Origin of the sequence: Clostridium neuense (genome assembly GCF_045310695.1) — a bacterium.
Lineage (GTDB): Bacteria > Bacillota > Clostridia > Clostridiales > Clostridiaceae > Clostridium_S > Clostridium_S neuense.
The window spans coordinates 1-20,110 of record NZ_JBJIAA010000032.1 but is presented as its reverse complement, the minus strand read 5'-3'; the positions used below and the strand labels follow the sequence as shown (position 1 = coordinate 20,110).

19 protein-coding genes and 1 pseudogene are annotated in these 20,110 nt (G+C 30.4%); 16 read left to right on the top strand and 4 right to left on the bottom strand.

Going from position 1 to position 20,110, the window contains the following annotated elements:
- The coding region (locus ACJDT4_RS23080) for a transketolase-like TK C-terminal-containing protein (protein ID WP_406789976.1) at positions 1–351 on the top strand (351 nt) is incomplete at its 5' end.
- Between the two features lie 139 nt (positions 352–490).
- Here the strand turns inward: ACJDT4_RS23080 and ACJDT4_RS23075 are convergent.
- Positions 491–1,378 (bottom strand): AraC family transcriptional regulator, encoded by an 888-nt coding sequence (locus ACJDT4_RS23075; RefSeq protein ID WP_406789975.1) that lies wholly within the window; start codon positions 1,376–1,378, stop codon positions 491–493.
- Between the two features lie 110 nt (positions 1,379–1,488).
- Here ACJDT4_RS23075 and ACJDT4_RS23070 point away from each other — a divergent pair, with 110 nt between their 5' ends.
- From ACJDT4_RS23070 to ACJDT4_RS23050, 5 genes and pseudogenes are all read left to right on the top strand, one after another.
- Positions 1,489–2,793 (top strand): ADP-ribosylglycohydrolase family protein, encoded by a 1,305-nt coding sequence (locus ACJDT4_RS23070; protein WP_406789974.1) that lies wholly within the window; start codon positions 1,489–1,491, stop codon positions 2,791–2,793.
- Positions 2,794–2,852: 59 nt separating this feature from the next.
- Positions 2,853–3,725 (top strand): annotated as a pseudogene (locus ACJDT4_RS23065) (glycoside hydrolase family 1 protein); the annotation flags it as partial.
- Between the two features lie 58 nt (positions 3,726–3,783).
- Entirely contained in the window at positions 3,784–3,993 is a 210-nt protein-coding gene (locus ACJDT4_RS23060; protein ID WP_406789977.1) for an ROK family protein, read from the top strand.
- Positions 3,994–4,190: 197 nt separating this feature from the next.
- The gene (locus ACJDT4_RS23055; RefSeq protein ID WP_406789973.1) at positions 4,191–6,452 is read left to right on the top strand and encodes an ATP-binding cassette domain-containing protein; all 2,262 of its coding nucleotides are present in this window, start codon (positions 4,191–4,193) and stop codon (positions 6,450–6,452) included.
- Between the two features lie 13 nt (positions 6,453–6,465).
- Entirely contained in the window at positions 6,466–6,894 is a 429-nt protein-coding gene (locus tag ACJDT4_RS23050; protein WP_406789972.1) for a MarR family winged helix-turn-helix transcriptional regulator, read from the top strand.
- A gap of 231 nt (positions 6,895–7,125) precedes the next feature.
- Here the strand turns inward: ACJDT4_RS23050 and ACJDT4_RS23045 are convergent, their stop codons facing one another.
- Both ACJDT4_RS23045 and ACJDT4_RS23040 read right to left on the bottom strand, forming a co-directional pair.
- Positions 7,126–8,877, bottom strand: coding sequence for a M56 family metallopeptidase (locus tag ACJDT4_RS23045; RefSeq protein ID WP_406789971.1), 1,752 nt, complete (start codon positions 8,875–8,877; stop codon positions 7,126–7,128).
- Positions 8,878–9,092: 215 nt separating this feature from the next.
- Positions 9,093–9,395 carry a UTRA domain-containing protein gene (locus ACJDT4_RS23040; RefSeq protein WP_406789970.1) on the bottom strand — a complete coding sequence of 101 codons (303 nt, stop codon included), beginning with the start codon at positions 9,393–9,395 and terminating at the stop codon, positions 9,093–9,095.
- 248 nt (positions 9,396–9,643) lie between these two features.
- On the opposite strand from ACJDT4_RS23040, the gene ACJDT4_RS23035 reads away from it, so the two are divergent.
- The 7 genes from ACJDT4_RS23035 (at position 9,644) to ACJDT4_RS23005 (ending at position 16,718) form a co-directional block, all read left to right on the top strand.
- Positions 9,644–10,429, top strand: a complete 786-nt coding sequence (locus ACJDT4_RS23035) for an ABC transporter ATP-binding protein (protein WP_406789969.1) — start codon at positions 9,644–9,646, stop codon at positions 10,427–10,429.
- Positions 10,430–10,431: 2 nt separating this feature from the next.
- Positions 10,432–12,075: a hypothetical protein gene (locus ACJDT4_RS23030; protein ID WP_406789968.1), complete on the top strand. Its 1,644-nt coding sequence runs from the start codon at positions 10,432–10,434 to the stop codon at positions 12,073–12,075.
- A 17-nt stretch (positions 12,076–12,092) separates the two neighbouring features.
- Positions 12,093–12,332 carry a hypothetical protein gene (locus ACJDT4_RS23025; protein ID WP_406789967.1) on the top strand — a complete coding sequence of 80 codons (240 nt, stop codon included), beginning with the start codon at positions 12,093–12,095 and terminating at the stop codon, positions 12,330–12,332.
- Between the two features lie 192 nt (positions 12,333–12,524).
- Positions 12,525–14,189 (top strand): spore germination protein, encoded by a 1,665-nt coding sequence (locus ACJDT4_RS23020; protein WP_406789966.1) that lies wholly within the window; start codon positions 12,525–12,527, stop codon positions 14,187–14,189.
- Positions 14,173–15,276, top strand: a complete 1,104-nt coding sequence (locus tag ACJDT4_RS23015) for a GerAB/ArcD/ProY family transporter (protein ID WP_406789965.1) — start codon at positions 14,173–14,175, stop codon at positions 15,274–15,276. Before ACJDT4_RS23020 ends, ACJDT4_RS23015 begins: the two co-directional genes overlap by 17 nt.
- The gene (locus ACJDT4_RS23010) at positions 15,269–16,543 is read left to right on the top strand and encodes a Ger(x)C family spore germination protein (RefSeq protein WP_406789964.1); all 1,275 of its coding nucleotides are present in this window, start codon (positions 15,269–15,271) and stop codon (positions 16,541–16,543) included. Before ACJDT4_RS23015 ends, ACJDT4_RS23010 begins: the two co-directional genes overlap by 8 nt.
- A gap of 7 nt (positions 16,544–16,550) precedes the next feature.
- On the top strand, positions 16,551–16,718 hold the full coding sequence (locus ACJDT4_RS23005) for a hypothetical protein (RefSeq protein WP_406789963.1): 168 nt from the start codon (positions 16,551–16,553) through the stop codon (positions 16,716–16,718).
- A 28-nt stretch (positions 16,719–16,746) separates the two neighbouring features.
- Here the strand turns inward: ACJDT4_RS23005 and ACJDT4_RS23000 are convergent, their stop codons facing one another.
- Positions 16,747–18,270: a methyl-accepting chemotaxis protein gene (locus ACJDT4_RS23000; protein WP_406789962.1), complete on the bottom strand. Its 1,524-nt coding sequence runs from the start codon at positions 18,268–18,270 to the stop codon at positions 16,747–16,749.
- Positions 18,271–18,497: 227 nt separating this feature from the next.
- Between ACJDT4_RS23000 and ACJDT4_RS22995 the strand changes: the two genes are divergently transcribed.
- From ACJDT4_RS22995 to ACJDT4_RS22985, 3 genes are all read left to right on the top strand, one after another.
- Positions 18,498–18,947, top strand: coding sequence for a MarR family winged helix-turn-helix transcriptional regulator (locus tag ACJDT4_RS22995; protein ID WP_406789961.1), 450 nt, complete (start codon positions 18,498–18,500; stop codon positions 18,945–18,947).
- Between the two features lie 146 nt (positions 18,948–19,093).
- The gene (locus ACJDT4_RS22990; protein ID WP_406789960.1) at positions 19,094–19,876 is read left to right on the top strand and encodes an MATE family efflux transporter; all 783 of its coding nucleotides are present in this window, start codon (positions 19,094–19,096) and stop codon (positions 19,874–19,876) included.
- A gap of 63 nt (positions 19,877–19,939) precedes the next feature.
- Positions 19,940–20,083 (top strand): hypothetical protein, encoded by a 144-nt coding sequence (locus tag ACJDT4_RS22985; RefSeq protein WP_406789959.1) that lies wholly within the window; start codon positions 19,940–19,942, stop codon positions 20,081–20,083.
- Positions 20,084–20,110: the final 27 nt, after the last annotated feature.

Here is a 20,110-nt window from a genome sequence, read left to right as displayed (position 1 = left end):
GTTCCAGATATAATCTTAATGGCATCAGGTTCAGAAGTAGAACTTATATACAAAGCTCATGAAGTATTAAAGAAAAATGAAATAGATGCTAGAGTAGTAAGTATGCCATCCTTTGAACTCTTTGAAGCTCAAAGCGAAGAATACAAAGAAAGCGTACTTCCAAAAGCAGTAAGAAAGAGACTTGCAGTAGAAGCAGCTTCCCCTATGGGCTGGTACAAATATATTGGTCTTGATGGAGATATAATTGCAATGAACGACTTTGGAGCCTCAGGAAAAGCAGAAGTTTTATTTGAAAACTATGGCTTTACTGTTGAAAATGTAGTCTCTAAAGCTGAGAAAATGCTAAACTAATTATACTATTTTTACAGATGAAAATTTAATAAGCATAATTATAAAAGACTTGCTTTTACAACAAAAACGGCAAGTCTTTTTACTGTGCTTAAGATTTTTATACTGTTATTTATAACAAATGCATATTTACCGGGTTTCATCATGATATCCTGTTTTTCCAGTTAGAAGGTGAAGTTCCAGTGTACTTTTTAAAATGCCTGTTAAAGGAGGAAAGTGAGTTATAGCCAACTTCAAGTGAAATTTGTGAAATTGAATAAGTTTTATTGTAGAGCAGTTGAGAAGCAATTTTAATTCTAGAACTATATATAAAATCCATAGGTGAAGTACCCATTACTTTTTTAAAGTAACGTCTAAAGCTAGATTCGCTCATACTGCATTTTTGTGAAAGTTCACCAATTGTTATAGAGCTTGTAAGATTACTTGATATAAAGTTTAAAGCAGGAATCAATTGCTGATAATCCTCACTAATATTGTCTAAATTATTTGTTCTGTTGAAGTTGAGAGAAAGCGTTTCTAAGGATGAAATTAGTGCCAAGCTTAGTCCGATTACAGAAGTTTTGTAGTTTGTATTTCTTTTTGTTAAATTATCGATAATCATTTTAACTAGGTTACATATTTCAGAATGGTTTTTGGAATTAAGAATATGAGGAAAATCCAGTAAAGTGCTACTGCCTGTTATAAAAGCTTCTAATGGTTTGTTTTTGAATAGTGACAGTAAAGCATTTGGCTCTATCATAACAAAACGCCAGTAACTCATATCAAATGAATTGCTATTTGCAATGTGTATTTGATTATTAAAGATTATAGACACATCGCCTTTGGAAAAGGGTAATATTCTATTTCCTACTAAGAATATGCCGCTGCCTCCATAACAAAAGCCAATCTCAAGGCAATTATGATAATGCATGTGGTTTCCCTTTGCTGGTGGAGAATGAGGACTACCGTCAAGGTCGTAGATAGGAAAGTCAGTTGCAAAGGAATATGGTACATAATTTATATTATTAAGTGAACTTGGATGAATCTGCATAGTATCACCTCTTTTTTGCATAGAATTTAGTAATTATTTTTATTATACTACAATTGTAAACGATATTATATAAAATAAAGATGAAAAAGTTTAGAAAGAGGGGTTTAATTTTGAGTTATCCAAAAGTGCCTAGTTTTAATAAAAAAATTGAGCAAATTATTGAGTATGTAAGGCTTAAACACGAATTTGGAGCTGAGGGGATGGAGGAGATACTTTTAGAAGTAGAAAAAAGTCTTGACTTATCCTTAGAAAAAATAAAAGGTTTAGAGATAAATAAGAAAAAAGTAGAATTAGAGCCAGATGATCTTTTGAGTATTAAAAAGCTTAGAGATAATGGACCTAGAAGGCTTTGGGATAAAATTGATATTGATACTTATAGGGATAAACTTGAAGGAGCATTTTTAGCGCGTATGGCAGGATGTATATTGGGAGCTCCTGTAGAGGCTTATTCGGTAGAGCATATGGAAAAGTGGGCCAAGTACACAGGAAGTACATTTCCACCTACTGATTATTGGAACATGATTAAATATCCGTATGATTTAAGATATGAGAAAAGCGATTATATTTCGTATACCAAGAGAGGTATGGATAAAGTGCCTGTAGATGATGATATTTCATACACTTTACTTGGACTATTAATTGCAGAGGATTATGGAGTGAATTTTACAACGAAAGATGTAGGAGAGGCATGGGTTAAGTATTTACCATATGCTTGTACAGCTGAAGAAATAGCTTTAAGAAATCTTCAAAATGGTGTTAAGGCTGAAAAAGCAGCTGAGATAGATAATCCATATTGCCAATGGATAGGGGCTGACATACGTTCAGATCCATTTGCTTATATTGCACCTGCTTATCCCGAAAAGGCAGCAAGTATGGCTTATCAGGATGCATATGTAAGTCACAGAAGAAACGGAATTTATGGAGAAATGTTTTTTGCTGCAGCGCAATCAGCTGCTTTTGCTGTGAATAGTCCTGTTGAAGCTTTAGAAATTGGATTATCCGAAATTCCAAGCAATTGTAGCTTGGCTAAGGACATAAGATGGGCGCTTGAAGAGGGTAAAAATGTAAAGAATTATAAAGAGGCTAGAGAATTAGTTGAGAAAAGGTTTGAGGGAATGAGCTATTTACATACCAATAACAACGCATGTCTGACGGTTTTTGGGCTTATGATTGGAGGAACAGATATGACAAAGGTAATTTCCGAAACGGTTGCAATGGGTATGGATAATGATTGCACTGCGGCAACAGCGGGAAGTATAGTAGGCGCAATAGTTGGGAAGAAGGGAATTCCAGAGCATTGGTATAATGGTTTTAATAATATTGTTGACAGTTATTTAATTAATGTAGGTGAACTCAAAATAGACGATGTTATAAGAAGATTTGAAGTTCAAGCAAAAAAAGTTTATTTAGAATAAAAAATTATTCTTAAGAAAAGCTGAGGTCTAAGTTTTTAAGACCTCAGCTTAAAATTTATAAATATTTATATAATTTTCACTATCCTAAACTTACAGATGGTAAAAAGGCTGTACAAGTTGCATATAATCTAAATTTGGCTTCTGCTAAGGCTATTAAAGTCTTTAAGGATGGAGGATTTGATAAAGCTGGAGGAAGAATAGGTATAGTTCTTAACTTAACACCTTCTTATCCTAGATCAAAGGAAAAGAAGGATGTGGAGGCAGCAGATTTTGTAGATTTATTTTTCAACAGAATGTTTTTAGATACAGCAGTAAAGGGAAAGTTTCCAGAAAAGCTAGTAGAAATTTTAAAAGCTAATTCTGTTTTATGGGATTATGCAGAAGAAGAATTGGCTTTAATAAGCGAAAATACTATAGATTATCTTGGAATAAATTACTATCAGCCAAGAAGAATTAAAGCTAAAGAAGAAATATTTGATAACTCAAAAGGCTGGCTTCCAGATAAGCACTTTGATAATTATATAATGTCTGGTAGAAGGATGAACCCTTACAGAGGATGGGAGATATATCCTAAAGCAATGTATGATATAGCAATTAATATAAAGCAAAATTATAACAATATTCCTTGGTATATATCTGAGAATGGTATGGGTGTTGAAGGTGAAGAAAAATTTATGAATAAAGATGGTATGGTGGAAGATAAGTACAGAATTGACTTCATAAAAGAACATCTTCAATACTTGCATAAAGGTATTGAAGAAGGCAGCAACTGTTTTGGATACCATTTGTGGACTCCAATTGATTGTTGGTCATGGAGCAATGCTTATAAGAATAGATATGGATTTATCTCATTAGATTTAAAGACTCAAAAGAAGACTATAAAGGAATCTGGATATTGGTTTAAAGAAGTAACAAAGAATAATGGATTCTAAAGCTACATACGTAAGAATGCAAGTAATATTTTTAAAATTCAAAATTACTGTGCATTAAATAAGTGCACCTGGAGCAGTAGATAATGAAACTGACATTATAGGTGAAAGCAGTGCAGTTTCTCGCATTCATGGGTTTAACATAAAGAAAAGAATTAAGGATGAATTAGGATTGCAAGTTGATATTGAGAATGATGCTAACTGTGCTGGGCTTGCAGGGGTATGGATTGGTGCAGCAAAAGAAAATAAAGATCTGATCTTTGTTGTTTGAGGCTTAGGAATAGACGGTGCTGAGTTTGGATATATGATTATTTGTGAAAAATACGGTGTTTTTAGTATTTCTATTTTCTAATAGATTAATCATAATTGTTAAATAGAGATTAAAGTGCTAAAATATAATTAACCCGGTTATACATTTACTTGGTTATGCAAATAGTAAAATATTTTTTGAAAGGTGATTTTATAGAAATGGAAAATACTAAAGAATATATAAATGTAATTGGAGCTAGAGAAAGGAATCTTAAAAACATAAATATAAAAATTCCAAAGAGAAAGATAACTATTTTTACGGGAGTTTCAGGATCAGGAAAATCATCTTTGGTATTTGATACTATAGCAGCAGAATCTCAAAGACAATTAAATGAGACTTATTCAAGCTTTATTAGACATAAATTGCCTCATTATGGAGAACCAAATGTAGATGCTATAGAGAATTTATCTGTAGCAATCATTATTGATCAAAAGAGGATTGGAGGAAATGCAAGATCTACGGTTGGAACAATTACAGATATATATTCTCTCCTAAGGCTTTTATTTTCTCGCATAGGAAACCCTTTTGTTGGCTATTCCGATGTTTTTTCCTTTAATAATGTTCAAGGAATGTGTCCTAAGTGCCAGGGAATTGGAAAAGTTGATATGATAGATATTAATAAATTACTGGATAGAAATAAGTCCCTTAATGAAGGAGCAATTTTATTTCCAACCTTTGAACCAGGAGGATGGCGATTAAAAAGATATATACATTCAGGATTTTTTAATAATGATAAGAAGATAAGAGATTTTACAGAAGAAGAAATGAACTTGCTTTTATACAAATCAGATATTAAGGTTACTACTTCTGACCCTAATTGGCCCAAAACTTCACTTTATGAAGGGCTTATTCCAAGAATAGAGAGAAGTTTTTTAAAAAAAGAGGAAGGAGAGGCTATTAAGTATAAAAAAGAAATAGCTAAAATTGTTGGCAGAGAAATATGTCCAGTATGTAAAGGTGCACGACTTAATAAAGATGTGCTGCAGTGTAAAATAAATAATAAAAGTATAGCAGATTGTTCTAAAATGCAAATCACAGATTTATTAGAGTTTGCTTGTGCTATTTCCGAGCCTAAAGCATTAACTATAGTTAGTGCAATTGTACATCGCTTAGAACATTTAGTTTCTATTGGTTTAGGTTATTTAAGCTTGGGCAGGGAAACTTCCACACTTTCTGGAGGAGAATCTCAGAGAATAAAAATGGTTAGACAATTAGGCAGCAGTTTAACAGACCTTACTTATATTTTTGATGAACCTAGTATTGGTTTGCATCCACATGATATAGATAAGATTAATATACTTTTGAAACTTTTACGAGATAAAGGAAATACAGTACTGATTGTTGAACATGATCCTGATGTTATAAGAATTGCAGATCACGTTGTTGATATAGGACCGAAAGCAGGCATAAATGGCGGTAAAATAATGTATCAAGGCACGTTAGAAGGATTAGTACAATCAAATACGCTTACAGGAAAGTATCTACTCAGAAAACCACAGCTTAAAAGGAAGGTTAGAACCTCTAATGAGTGGTTGTCTTTAAAAAATGCAAATCTCCATAATCTTAAGAATGTAAGTGTAAATATACCTAGGGGAGTTATGACAGTTGTCACAGGAGTTGCAGGCTCGGGAAAAAGTACACTAATTAATCAGGTATTACCTAAGTTTTATCCTAACGTTATTTTTATAAATCAAAAACCAATACAAGCTTCAAAGCGATCTAATATTGCAACCTTTACAGGAATATTTGATAAGATAAGAGAGTTATTTTCAAAGGCAAATCATGTTAAGGCTTCTCTATTTAGCTTTAATTCAGAAGGGGCTTGCCCAAATTGCAAGGGCCTAGGGGTAACTTATACAGATTTAGCTTTTATGGATACGATAATTACTACATGTGAAGTGTGTCAGGGCCATCGTTTTAAAGATGAAATTTTAAACTATAAGCTTGGAAACAAAAATATAAGTGAAGTTTTAAATATGACAGTTGAAGAAGCTTTAGGTTTTTTTAATCAAAAAGAAATATGTGATATACTAAAAAGGTTAGTAGATGTAGGAATTAAGTATATTACACTTGGTCAACCATTAAACACTCTATCTGGTGGTGAACTTCAAAGGGTAAAACTTGCTTCAGAACTTGAAAGTCATGGAAGCATATATGTTTTGGATGAACCTACAACAGGACTTCATATGTCGGATATATCACAGCTTATAAAAATTTTGAATAGGCTTGTTGATAATGGCAGTACTGTAATTGTTATAGAACATAATTTAGATGTTATAAGTCAAGCAGATTGGATTATTGATTTAGGACCCTTTGCTGGTGAAAATGGTGGTGAAATAATGTTTGAGGGAGTGCCAGAAGCATTAATAAATAGTAATACATCTATAACAGGAAAATATTTAAAGAAATATATACAATAAGGAGAAAATGCTTATGCTTAAACAGGAACTAGAAGAATATTATATTCCTTTTCAATGTATGATTATAAGCAATATTAATAGTTTTAATATTGATGGGGTAACAACAGCACAATATAATGTACTGGATATTTTAGATAAGCGAGGCTCTAAGACTACAAAAGAATTAGCAGAAATTCGCGGGATTTCTCAAGCTGGAATGTCTAAATTAACAAAAAGACTTTTAGAAAAAAAGTATATTATTCAAAAAAGGCGTGAAACTGACAGGAGAAATTATGATATTTTAATTACTGAAGATGGCAAAGCTTTTTTATCTAGATCAGAAAAGTTTAGAAATAAAATTATGAATTTAATTGAAAATACTCTTACAGAAAATGAAAAGCAGTGTTTTGCTAAGTTATGCAAGAAAATTACTGATTCTTATGCAAATGAATATGGAAAGTAAAAATAAGCTCATTGATACTTTTCATATATTTCAATATAAAAGTAGAGCAGATAAAGTTTAAGTGAAGTTTATCTGCTCTATATACTGCGTCACTATAGTGAAACTAGCTGAACTATTTAAATCATGTGTACTAAAATGATCAGAAGATGGCATTTTAATGCAAATAAATTTTAAGTTTTAGTGCTGTTTATCTTTAATTATATAATGGTACTCTTTTAGTATGGAATTACTTCAATTATTGGCTTCAATACTCTTTAATGCTGAAGCAAAAGCATTTACACAATCCTCAATATCCTTATCATTTGACCAATCATTTCCAATTTCAACGAGTACGGATTTGTTAGATAAATCTTGATTGTAATAAAGGACACCATAGTTATAATAATATATGGCTGTTTTAACTTTGCTTGAATGTTTAATATAATCTGATATGCAATTGACAAACTTAAGATTTTTTTCATAGTAGGGGCTTTTCCTAGCAAGTACAAAATTAATTGTATTAGCATTAGCTTTGTTACCTGAATCTCGATGTACATCTAAAAGAACTGTATTTTGATAGTTTTTTACGTTTTTTGTTATAAGTTCACGAGAATTTTCATAGGATTTACAATAATCTTTAGGTAATGGACACTTAATGAATTTACTATTTAGATTGTTTTTAACAAGTTTATTGTTTATTAACGCAGCGACATCTGTTACTTTTATATTAGATGCAGACTTATAGTTTTCATCAGGATGGCTATTGTAAAGTACTATATCTGATGAAAAGGGTGTTGTAGAATTTATATTGTTGGCTTGTAGCGATTTTATATCGGTTAACAAGTTTTTAGTTGAAGAATTATTAATGACACTTTGATTAGTAACTCTTAATGGTTTTACTTGCATTTTTATTACTTTAGAATTATTTTTATATGCTCTGATATTTGAAGTATTTACAGTAATACTCAATCCTCCGATAACAGCCACAATTATACTTCCAATAAGTATGTTTTTAATACTTACCTTTTTATATTTTGCAATCATAATAAGCCTCCTTTTTATTTCAGAACTGTTTGTAAGCATTGGGGTTGTCCCTGCGAGCCTTTGATTATCTCCACTTAACTCTAACATTTTTATTATTGTATTCCCATATTTTATGTTATCACCCTTATTTAGATGGCAAATCACTTGATAATCACAGGATATTTCACAATCCTGTTTTATTTTATGAAAGGCATATAACAATATTGGGTTAAACCAATATATAGCCCATAATAAGGCTATAAGCCAGTTTATAATTATGTCCTTATTTTTTAAGTGGAATAGCTCATGCATTATAATATGCCTAAACTCTTCATCGCAAGCATTATTTGCTATGTTCATTGGAATCAATATCTTTGGTTTTAAAATGCCACATATGGAGGGGCTGCCTATTTGAGAAGAATACAGTAATTCGATTTTGGTTTTTATATTCATAGAATTTATGCAGTCATATAGAATTCTGTTGTGGCAGTATTTTGTATTTTTTGACGAGTTCTTAATGATTTCATTAAGCTTTTTATAGCCTATAACTAGTGATGTTAATAATATAGAAATGCCTAGAAGCCATATAAGCGATAAAAACTTTTTTATATTAGTTTTATTATTTTCCGGTATGTTAATTTTGATTATATTTTTTCTTAGAAAGTTATGAGAATTTGCTGAGGCTGAATTATTTATTATTGAATTTTGAGGTTGCCCTGAAGAATTAGTCAGCATTTCATTTGTATTTTTATATGCAATATTTTGTACATAAGATTTTCCACAGATATTAAAAATGTTTATGTGATAATTTGGTCCTAAGGGGAGTAAAAGTTTTATTATTAATATTAGCCATATATAGTAGTGAAAAGTACAGCTTAGTTTGTTTTTTAAAACTTTTTTAGCAGTTAATATCAATAGTGCAATTGCACTTCCAATTAAAGATGAAAGTACAGTTAGTTCAAAAGAATCTAAATAATTCATGTTAATCGACCTTCTACCTTTGATGTCCTAAATTTTATATACACTATTATTTCACCTCCTCGATTACAAATGTAATCCATGGTTTTAGTTTACAACTGTAATCCGTAATAGTCAATAACATTTTGGAAAAAAATTCAAAACAATATATATGGTTAACGAAAATTAACCTCTGCTTTTTGGAAGAGGTTAATTTTTTATACGAAATGAAATTTTATTTATCTAAATATAACTGTCTTAAACTCAAAATACTTATATGAATGTACACAGGTGGAATATTCAAATGCACGTCCGTTTTCCAAAAATCCGGTTTGGGTTACAATTGCTACAGGGTCGCCCTCTAAGAGATTTAAATTTTTCTCTATTTCCTTGTTGCTTGAAATAACATTAAATTGAAGAATTTTACTTGCTGAATATTTATTACATAAATCCTTTTCGAAAGGCAGTTGTTCATTTGCTTTAAAAGTTCCGTCTAGTATTTTGTTACGTATATCGTTTAAAATTTGAACATATTTTATCATAACAATTTTCTCATAGTAATTATTGGGATGATATTATTATAACATATGTTTATTGCTTAAAGTATATACTTATGTTGTAGAATGTATGAAACCAATAGCTAATTTGGATGAAACTCTAAATAAATTAGCTTATTTAAATATTATCTTTTGTTTATAATGTGATTTTATATTCTGGTTATTATAACTATAGTAAAGCTAAAAATAATTTGGTAATATATACATAAGAAAGATGATTTGGGGGTTAATTTATGAATAATGATAAGCCTATAATATCGATAAAGGATTTAAGAGTAAGCTATGGTGACCACGAGGTTCTAAAAGGTATAAACTTAGAGGTTTATGGTGGACAAATAATAGGATACATTGGGACTAATGGAGCGGGTAAAAGCACAACAGTTAAAACGCTTTTAGGGATAATTCCTGAGTACAGTGGTACAGTTGAGATATTTGGTAAAGATATTAGGCAAAGTGGTATAGATTATAAAAAGAGAATAGGTTACATACCAGAAGTTGCTGATATTTATGATAATTTAACTGCAAGGGAGTATTTAACTTTTATAGGAGAGGTTTATGGACTTGAGTATGAAAAAGCTGATGAAAAAGCCCATAAGCTCATGGGATTATTTCAAATACAAGATGCCTATAATTCAAGAATTTCTTCTTTTTCAAAGGGTATGAAACAAAAGGTTCTTATAATAGCAAGCTTAATACACAATCCTGATGTTCTGTTTTTGGACGAGCCATTGAGTGGATTAGATGCAAATAGTGTAATGATATTTAAGGAAATACTAACTGAGCTTTCTAATCAAGGTAAAACTATATTTTATTCATCCCATATTATGGATGTAGTTGAAAAAATAAGTACTAGAATTTTGCTTCTAAATAATGGAGTAGTGGCGGCAGATGGAAGTTTTGAAGAGCTTAAAAATAAATCACAAGAAGGTTCGCTTGAAGAGATATTTAATCAATTGACAGGCTTCAACAGCTATAAAGAATTAGCAGAAGGTTTTGTCTCCGTAATTGAGGAGGTGTAAAATTGAAAGAATTTGCGTTTTTAAAATTTTTAGATATGTTTAGTACTGCTTTTGGAAAGATGGGAATAGATTATAAAATCATGAGAAGACTTATTCAAATAAAGTTAACTCTGGACAAAAGAAGACCTAGTAATTTATTTCAAGGACGAAAAAGAAAAAAAAGCAATGAAAACTCTGATTACACGTTGTTTTTGTATGGATTTATTGGACTTATGTTTTCAATGACAATATTTACTTCTACAAATATTTTTGTAAAGACAAGTATTATAACAGGGATTATTTTATTTATGGTAATGACATCGCTTATATCGGACTTTTCAAGCGTTCTTCTTGATGTAAAGGATAAAAGTATTTTAAGTCCGAGAGCGGTTAGTTCTAAAACTATAAATGCTGCCAAAGTGATACATATAGCCTATTATCTTATGAAAGCTACTTTTGTTGTATCTATATTTTCTATGATTTTTGGAACTATAAAGTATGGTCCGATGTTTCTAATTATTTTTTTGGTAGAAGACGTATTTATGATGGGCTTTATTTTGTTTTTTACGTCTATATTGTATTTTATTATACTTTGCTTTTTCGATGGAGAAAAATTAAAAGATATAATAAATTATCTTCAAATAGTTTTAGCAGTTGCTGTGCTAGTAATTTATCAACTAATGGGGAAAATAATGAACATTTCAGAAACAGGCGGATATCATGAAGTTAAAGCTTGGACGTATCTTATTCCAAGTTCTTGGTTTGGATCAGTTTTTAGTGTTTTAATTGAAGGACAGAGGCAAACACCATATATTGTACTAGCTTTAATGGGGATTTTAATTCCAATAATCGCATTTATAATTTATGTAAAGTTTATATCTGTGTACTTTGAAAAGAATTTATCTAAGCTTATAAATTCAGATAGGGGAAATAAAAAACTTAGAAAAAGTGGTGGAATTGGTGACAAAATTTTAAATATAATTTGTCCAAACAAAGTGCAAAAACAATTCTTTAGATTTGCCAGTAACATGATTTCAACAGAAAGAAGGCTTAAACTAACTATATATCCTTATTTAGTTTTTGGAGCAGTATTACCTTTTGTTTTTGTATTTAACATTAATGCCACAATGAGTGGAGCGGCTGTATTAAATAAGATTGCTAATGGAAAATATTATTTTGGAGTTTATTATACTCTTGCATGTGCTTCTATGAGTATAGTTTATATGGGTAGAAGTGAGAAATTTAAAGGAGCATGGATTTATGATGTGCTTCCAATAGAGGATATGTCTCAGATTTATAAGGGAGCAACTAAGGCTTTTTTCTTTAAGCTTATGTTTCCAATAACCTTGCTTACTAATTTGGTATTTCTTGTTTTGTGTGGTGTTAAGATACTTCCAGATGTCATTGCAATGATGATTAATTTAGTGCTGTTGGTGTTAGTTTCAATTAAAATATCACCTAAAGAGTTGCCATTTTCAAGAGACTTTACAAACAAATACAGTGCAGGCTCTGCATTCGGATTTATGATATTGACAGCGGTACTAGGAGTTATTCATTATTTAGCTACTAGAGTAAGTTTTGGTATATGGGTATACATTGCCATAATTGTTGTTGCTATAGTAGTTTTATGGAATAATGCGTTTAAGTTTGAAGTTAAAAAGTTATAAAAAGGAAAGTGATTTCAATGAAATTCCTCACTAGTACTCTGGCAATTACATTAATAATAATAGTTATTGCAGCTATAATAATTTTTGTTGTATACAATAGAATTTCTAAAAATTATTATTTTGTTTGTCCTCACTGCGGTAATAAGTTTAAAGCTTCAGCTAAAAAATTGATGTTAACTCCGCATGCTATGGATGAAATTAATTTGAAATGCCCTAAGTGCAAACAAAAGAATTATATGAAGATGATAAAGGATTAAAAATCAAGCTTCGTGTAGGTTGGAGCCAATCTAATTGAAAGAAGAGAAGTAATATTTATAAAAAGACGATTTAAATGAAAGGTTTATTAATTTCATTTAATGGTCCGAAATAATATTACTTCTTTTTTTGTACATAAAAGCCATTAAGTATGAGAAAAATAAATTTGAATACAAAAGAATAAGGTGATTTTTATGAAAAACAGTACGGGTGTTGTTAAAAAAGCACTGGAGTTTATTACATATAAAAAAAAGCAGGAAGAAAAAGAATTTTCTATACCAGAGGTTAATGAAAGTACAGATGGAGATCAAGAGGTTAGTGATAAAAAGGAAAACACAAAGGTTCCAGTTTCAAGGGAGATAGAAGATAATATTGGTTATGTACAAAAACAATTTAATTATCCAATAAATAAGGACATTATAATAAGAGAATTTAAAGCACTTGGTAAGTACAGGGCATTTATAGTATACATTGATGGAATGGTAGATAGAATAACAATAAACAATTTTATTTTAAGACCACTATTGAAGGCTAAGTTTTCAGAAGAAGAACAAAAATATGGTATAGATTATATGCTTGAAAATGCAATTGAGACTAACCAAACAAAAAGAGTTTTTTCTTATGAGGAAGTTATAAATGAAATACTCATGGGGGACACTGGAATTTATGTAGATGGCTGCGATTACTATATTTTTAACGAAACAAAAGGATATGATAAAAGAGGAGTTGAAGCTCCTAGAGTAGAAGGGGCTGTAAGGGCACCACAGGAAGCCTTTAATGAAAATTTGCGTACAAATGTAACATTGCTTAGAAGAATTATAAAGAATAAAAATTTTACAACAGAATTTATGAGTATAGGAAAACAAAATAACAAGCAGTGTGCTATGTGCTATATTAATGGTCTTATAAATCCTGCTATTGTAAGTGAAGTTAAAAGAAGATTAAATGGCATAGAAACAGGGGAAATAGAAAACTCCGGTATGGTAGAGCAATTTATTGAAGATCATCCAATGTCTCTAATTCCAACAATCCTTTCAACAGAAAGGCCAGACAAAGCAAGTGCAAATATGCTTGAAGGTAAAGTATGCATTATAGTAGATGGATCTCCGTTTGCATTGGTTGCTCCAATAACTATAATTGATTTGTTTCATACGCCGGAGGATATTTCTCTAAAATGGCAGTATGGAACCTTAAATAGAATTGTAAGAATATATGCTATATTTGTAGCAACACTTCTTCCGGGATTATTTATAGCTGCCACAAACTTTCATCAGGAGATGATACCAACAGAAATTTTAATTGCTATTGCAAAAGCAAGGGAAAACGTTCCTTTTCCTACTATTTTGGAAATTTTGTTAATGGAATCATCTTTTGAGCTTATACGTGAAGCAGGTATTAGAATACCAGGAGTACTCGGCAGTACTATAGGTATAATTGGAGCCATAATACTAGGGCAAGCGGCTGTACAGGCGGATTTGATAAGTCCTGTAGTAATAATTATAATATCAATTACTGGACTGGGGACTTTTGCTATACCGGATTTTTCCTTTGCTCTAGGAATTAGAATAATAAGGTTACTATTTATAGCAGCGGGATGTTTTTTGGGCTTTTATGGGATAACGCTTATGATGATAATAATAACGATTTTTTTAATGGATATAAAATCCTTTGGTGTGCCGTTTATGTCTATATACGTGCCTAAGGTTCATAAAAATCAAGATAAAATTATAAGATATCCAGTGTGGAAGCAGGAAATTAGACCAGATCAATTTAACCCATTGAACGTAAGAAGACAGCCACAAATATCTAGGAAGTGGAAAAACGAGCAGGGGGGAAAAGATAATGGAAAACAAAAGTGATGAGTTTGGAACATATGAAACTATAGCAATAGTTACTATGGCAATGGTTGCAAAGATTTTGTATACTAGTACATCAGCAACGATTAAATCAGCTGGTACTGCAGCATGGTATATGACCATAATATCATGTATTGTAACTATAGTATTTTTTCTTTTGATATATAAGCTTATGGCAAGATTTCCTGGAAAGAATATATTTGAAATATATGAGGCTGTTTTAGGAAAGGTTTTAGGGAAGCTTGCAACAATAATTTTTTCTATATATCTAATGTTTTATTGCAGCTCTAGTATAAGAGAATTTGTTGAAATGATAAAAAGTTACAGCTTACCAAATACGCCTCCTAGTATTATTATTGGCACATTTATTTTGGTTTTAGCCTTACTCTGTTACAAGGGAATTGAAAATATAGCAAGGTTTTCCTATCTCATATTTTATCCTGTTTTATTGGGCATATGTTTAATATTAGTTTTAGCGATACCCTATTATAAACTTAATTATATTAAACCGTACTTTGGATATGGTTTCAAAAAAACTGCATTTGTAGGTTTCTTGAGGAGCTCTGCATATCAAGAGGTGCTTTTATTGTGTTTTATTATAAAATCCATACATGGGCTCAAAGATTTAAAAAAAATAGGTTTGGGTACGATTTTATTATCGGGAGTTTTTTTTTCAGTAACTATACTTTGCTGTATTATGAATTTTGGATATGGAACTGGACAAGAAAATGTATCAGGAGTGTATCAACTATCTAGAATGATATACTACAATAGATATTTTCAAAGAATTGAAGCTGTATTTCTCTTTATATGGGTTCTAGCGGCGATTCAAAATGCTGCACTTTCATTGTATTTTTCTATAATTACCTATTGTGGAAGCTTTAATATAAAAGAGTACAAAAATTTAATACTTCCGTTTTGCTTTTTTGCATTTATGGGAGCTTTAATCCCTAGCAACTTTCCAGAGGTAATTGAGATTAATATGATTGTAATTCGCCAATATGGATTGTTTTTTTCATTTGTACCTGCAGTGATCGTACTAATAATTTCTATACTTTTAAAGAAGGGTGGTGAAAAAGATAATGCTTAAAAGAGTAGGTTGTATGATAATTAGTATAATATTACTAATAACATCAACAGGTTGTGGAGACTCTTCCGAAACCGATGATAATATTTATGCTGTAACTGTTGGAATAGACAAGGGCTCATATAATAAAGTAATAGTTACAGTACAGTATCCTACATATAAGGGTGGTACGCCTGGAGGAGGTGCTTCACAAGGAGGAGGCTCGGAGAATAATGTACATTCAATTGAGGCTCCAGGTGTGATAGAAGGAATAAATCTTTTAAATATGGCTATATCGAGGAAAGTTTCTCTTAAGCATATTAAACTGCTTGTTATTTCTGAAAAAATTGCTAGGCAGGGAGTAGCACAGTATGTTGCACCTTTTTCAAGGTATAGGGAGCCTAGAAGGGCAATGGCTGTAGTAATTACTAAGGATAATGCAGTAAGTTTTATTAAAGAAAATAAATCTAACATAGGTACCAGTATTACAAAGTCTATAGAACTTATGGAAACTCAATCAAATACTACAGGATTTTTTCCAGACACAAAATTTTATGAATTTTATGAAGGCATATTTGGTAATTATGGTCAGGGAATTGCTACATATGCAGGAGTAAATAACTTTAGTAATCTTTTGCTAAGGGATATTGGGCAGAATCCGCCAGTTGTAATAAATCCAAATTATTCACCAGGTGATCTCCCAAGAATTGGGGTTACAAAAAGAGAATTTGTAGGAACCGCTGTTTTTAATGGAGATAAAATGGTAGGATCATTAAATCCATGGGAAACCCGATATCTACTTTTAATAACAGGTAAATTTGATAGGGGAATATTTGCTGTTTATGACAAGCTAGGGGATGAAAATAAAATTGTGTCTTTTGAATTAAAATTAGCACGTAATCCTAAAATTAAAGGTAAATTTGAAAATAATAAACCAGTTATCAATATAGATCTATATTTAGAAGGAGAAATTACAGGTATTCAAAGTAGAATTAATTATGCTAATATACATTTAATTGAAAATTTAAACAGTCAGATAGAAAATTACTTAGAAAAAGATATAATAAAAACTATAAATAAAACTCAAAAGAAATATAAAGCAGACGTATTTAATTTTGGAGAACAATTTGCAGGCTACTTTCCAACAATACAAGAGTGGGAAAAATATAATTGGCTTAAACACTATGAAGAAGCAAAGATTAATTTAAGCGTAAAAGTTGATCTTAGAAGAACGGGAATTAGAACTAGAACTTCGCGTATTTTCTCGAATCAAGGAGAAAGTGAGAGGTGAATGAGAAATGCTTTATTTGCTTTGCTTGTTTATAATAGCCTGCAATTATTATACATTAACTTATGGAGTATATTTGTGGAAAAGTGAAAACAATAGACTTGGAAGTATAGGAACAATTATTATAGCAGTACTTGCAACCGTTGCTCCTATACTGGTGCTTTTTATTAGAAGATAATTTATGTGAAGCCTCATTAAGCTTTGAATTATAATGCTATTTTTAAATCTGCGCCAAGAACTCCAACAATTTTATTTTTAGAATTCATTATAGGCATTGATACTGTAACGCATGGATTTGATGTTATGGCTGAGATATAAATATCTGAAATGTATTCTTTGCCATTAATACTTTCCTTAAACCATTGCCGTACATTAGCATTAGCTATGCCATTTGGAGGATTTGAGTAAATAAATTTGCCTTTAGCATTATTTGTCCATATTGCTTCTATAAAGGAATACTTATTCAAAATTTCGCTAAGTAAGTTTTTATGAAAAGTTTCATTAAGAGAGAAAAGTTCATTTTTATTGAGAAGATCATTTTTAATAAGGTCTATTGCTTCTCTACACTTAGTCTTTACTTTATCACTATTTAATTTGCCTATATCTGCTTCAACTTTTTTTGAAAATGAACTTAAAGATGACGAAGCATCAATTAAGAAGTTCTTCATTTCTATTAAATCTTTTATATTTCCATTTTGAGCTTTTACAGAGGTATACATACTATTAACATTTAAGTTTATATTATCAAAGCTATTTTGAATTTTATTAAATTCGGAACTTATAGTTTCTATAGATTGGGATTCTTTATCTGTTACACTTAGAATTTCATCAACAGAGTTTAAAATATCCTCAACAGAATATTTTATTTCATTTAATACTTTTTCTATATTTTGAGAATAAGTTACACTTTTTTCAACGTTCTTTTGATTTGGTACCGCATCTTCAACTACTATATCTACTTGCTTTTGAATTCTTTCAACTAATTTTGATATTTCGGAAACAGAAATTGAACTGTTTTCTGCAAGTTTTCCTATCTCTTTTGCAACTACACTAAAACCCTTGCCGTATTCTCCTGCACGAGCAGCTTCAATTGAAGCATTTAAAGAAAGCATGTGGGTTTGTGCTGCAATAGAATTAACAGTGTTTAGTATAGAATTTATTTCCGTGGAAATTTGTTTGAGTTCATTAATTCCTTCAACAGTTTTATCAGTAGATGACTTTATTTCTTTTATAGTGTTAACTATTTGCATTATTTCGCCTAGCCCATTTATAATTGTATTTTGAGATTTATCAGAAGCAGCGGATATATTTCTTGAGGTGGTTTTTACATTTTCAAATAGAGTGAGTATTTCCCTTATTTTATCAAGGGTGGTATTAATTTTGTCATAACTAATGCTACTTATTTTAGAAAGATTTTCAGCATCTTTGTAAAGTAATTCGGTAGAAGAGGATGTATCTTCTATAGTTAATGATAAATCATCTGTAACGGAAGAAATTTTGCTAAATAGTACTTGAAATTTAAAGTTATCCTTAAGTAATTTTTTTCTAAGAGAATCAATTAGATTTAAGTGAGAATTAGCATGTGTATCGTCTACAGAAAAATAGTAATTGTCATTTAATAGCTGAGATAAAGTATTAGATGTAATGCTTTTGCTTCGACGGCTTGTATACATAAATATAGCACTACCTATAATTATGCCAACGGTTAAACCCAAAAGAAAGTAAATCAAGATAAAGCCCCCCTTAAATATAAATTGTTTAAACTATATATGTAAAAGATGAGTTATTTATAATAATATGCATTGACCTTTAACTAATTATTAATTTTTAGAAAATTATACCACGATTAAGCAATATCAACAATAGGAATTTAAATTATAATGACGAAATTTCTAATTGGTGAGTTTAGTACGAATGCTGTATAATGTAATAAACGTATAATTGTTGGAGGAGAATTATGGAACAAAATAAAGCGTATATAAATTCATTCAGTAAAATATGGCATAAGCTGCTTAAGCTTTCGTATGGAAGCAGTGATACTGGACAATTTAAGGAAATGAAACAATTATCTCATGTTGAAGTAAGCATAATATCCTTGGTTTATGATAATCCAGACATAATAATTAGAGAAATATGCGAGAAAATAGATGTTCCCAAAAGTTCCATGACTAGCATGATAGATAGACTAGAAAAAAAGAATTACCTAACTAGAGTAATTTCAAAGCGTGATAGGCGGTCTTTTGGGTTAAAGCTTACGGAAGAGGGAATGAAAATTCAAAATCAGCATGAGGAATATGAAAAACATATTTTTAATGAGATCATTAATGCATTAGATACAGATGAGGAAAAGGAAACTTTTTTAAAGCTTACAGATAAAATAGCAAATAATTTGAAAGAATTCTTTTAGAAAAAATTCATGTGGTTTATTACCATGTGAATTTTTTTTATATTACAAAGGTACTATAAACTATAAAACACTATTAACAGTATAGTACGATAATAGCATTATTATCATAAAGGTACTATTTTGAATTATTGAAAGAAGGGTTTACATTGAAAAAGATAGAAAAAATTGATTTTACATGTGGTGATATAACTAAAAATATATTGTCAATGGTAATACCACTTACAATAGCATTATTGTTTAATACGTCAGGAACAATAGTAGATAGTTTATGGGTTGGAAACTTGGTGGGAGAGTTGGCAATGGCTACAGTTTTTTCACAAGCCTTTACGATGCTAGTTTCTAGTTTTTATATGTTTAAAGGTAAAATAACATTAAGCATGAAAACTTTTGATTTTAAGATACTAAAAGCAATTGTAAAGCAAGCTGTTCCATCAATTGTTCAACAAAGTATGCCACCTTTAAGTACAAGTTTTGTAACATCAGTAGTGACTGGCTTTGGAGTAGCAGCTATCTCAGGGTTTGGAGTGGCAGGAAAAATAGAAACTCTTTTACTGTTACCACCTATGGCTTTTAATATGGTATTAACATCATGTGTTGGGCAGTGCTTTGGAATTGGAGGTTCATCTGCAGTATTTGTTAAAAATTATTTTATGATAATTTCCGTAGGTTATATATGCAATGTAATAACAAATTGTGCTTTGGGTGTTATAAATGGATATGGAAAATCATCAGTTAGCATGTTTTTAATGTTTTTCTATTATGTTATTGTTCGTATTCCTTTGGCATTTATTCTTTCAAAGACATCGCTTATGTTAAATGGTATTTGGATAGCTGTACTTATTAGTCATGTAGCAGCATTAATTGCAGCAAACATATATTTATACCATAAATTCAAAAAAGTGGGAAATGACATCATCTTGGAAGATTAAATAAATTCAATTGTTTACAAAGATTCACACACAAAATTCCGTAGGAACGGAGGAATTTTTTCCTTGAACTACCGTAGAGGAGAAGTAACAATGCTGAAGGAACAGTTTAAAAGAATCCTAATAAATCTTGATAAAAAAATCGTAAAATACTTAGATGTTTCAATTGTCTTGTACTATAAGTGTAGATACTTAATCTCATTTGATTAAGTAATCTGCACTTATTTTTATTATAAT

Bases quoted from the DNA above. Each gene is read 5' to 3' on its own strand.
- ACJDT4_RS23075 (WP_406789975.1), bottom strand. From the start codon at position 1,378: ATGCAGATTCATCCAAGTTCACTTAATAATATAAATTATGTACCATAT.
- ACJDT4_RS23055 (WP_406789973.1), top strand. From the start codon at position 4,191: ATGGAAAATACTAAAGAATATATAAATGTAATTGGAGCTAGAGAAAGG.
- ACJDT4_RS23050 (WP_406789972.1), top strand. From the start codon at position 6,466: ATGCTTAAACAGGAACTAGAAGAATATTATATTCCTTTTCAATGTATG.
- ACJDT4_RS23045 (WP_406789971.1), bottom strand. From the start codon at position 8,877: ATGAATTATTTAGATTCTTTTGAACTAACTGTACTTTCATCTTTAATT.
- ACJDT4_RS23040 (WP_406789970.1), bottom strand. From the start codon at position 9,395: ATGATAAAATATGTTCAAATTTTAAACGATATACGTAACAAAATACTA.
- ACJDT4_RS23035 (WP_406789969.1), top strand. From the start codon at position 9,644: ATGAATAATGATAAGCCTATAATATCGATAAAGGATTTAAGAGTAAGC.
- ACJDT4_RS23025 (WP_406789967.1), top strand. From the start codon at position 12,093: ATGAAATTCCTCACTAGTACTCTGGCAATTACATTAATAATAATAGTT.
- ACJDT4_RS23020 (WP_406789966.1), top strand. From the start codon at position 12,525: ATGAAAAACAGTACGGGTGTTGTTAAAAAAGCACTGGAGTTTATTACA.
- ACJDT4_RS23015 (WP_406789965.1), top strand. From the start codon at position 14,173: ATGGAAAACAAAAGTGATGAGTTTGGAACATATGAAACTATAGCAATA.
- ACJDT4_RS23010 (WP_406789964.1), top strand. From the start codon at position 15,269: ATGCTTAAAAGAGTAGGTTGTATGATAATTAGTATAATATTACTAATA.
- ACJDT4_RS23005 (WP_406789963.1), top strand. From the start codon at position 16,551: ATGCTTTATTTGCTTTGCTTGTTTATAATAGCCTGCAATTATTATACA.
- ACJDT4_RS22995 (WP_406789961.1), top strand. From the start codon at position 18,498: ATGGAACAAAATAAAGCGTATATAAATTCATTCAGTAAAATATGGCAT.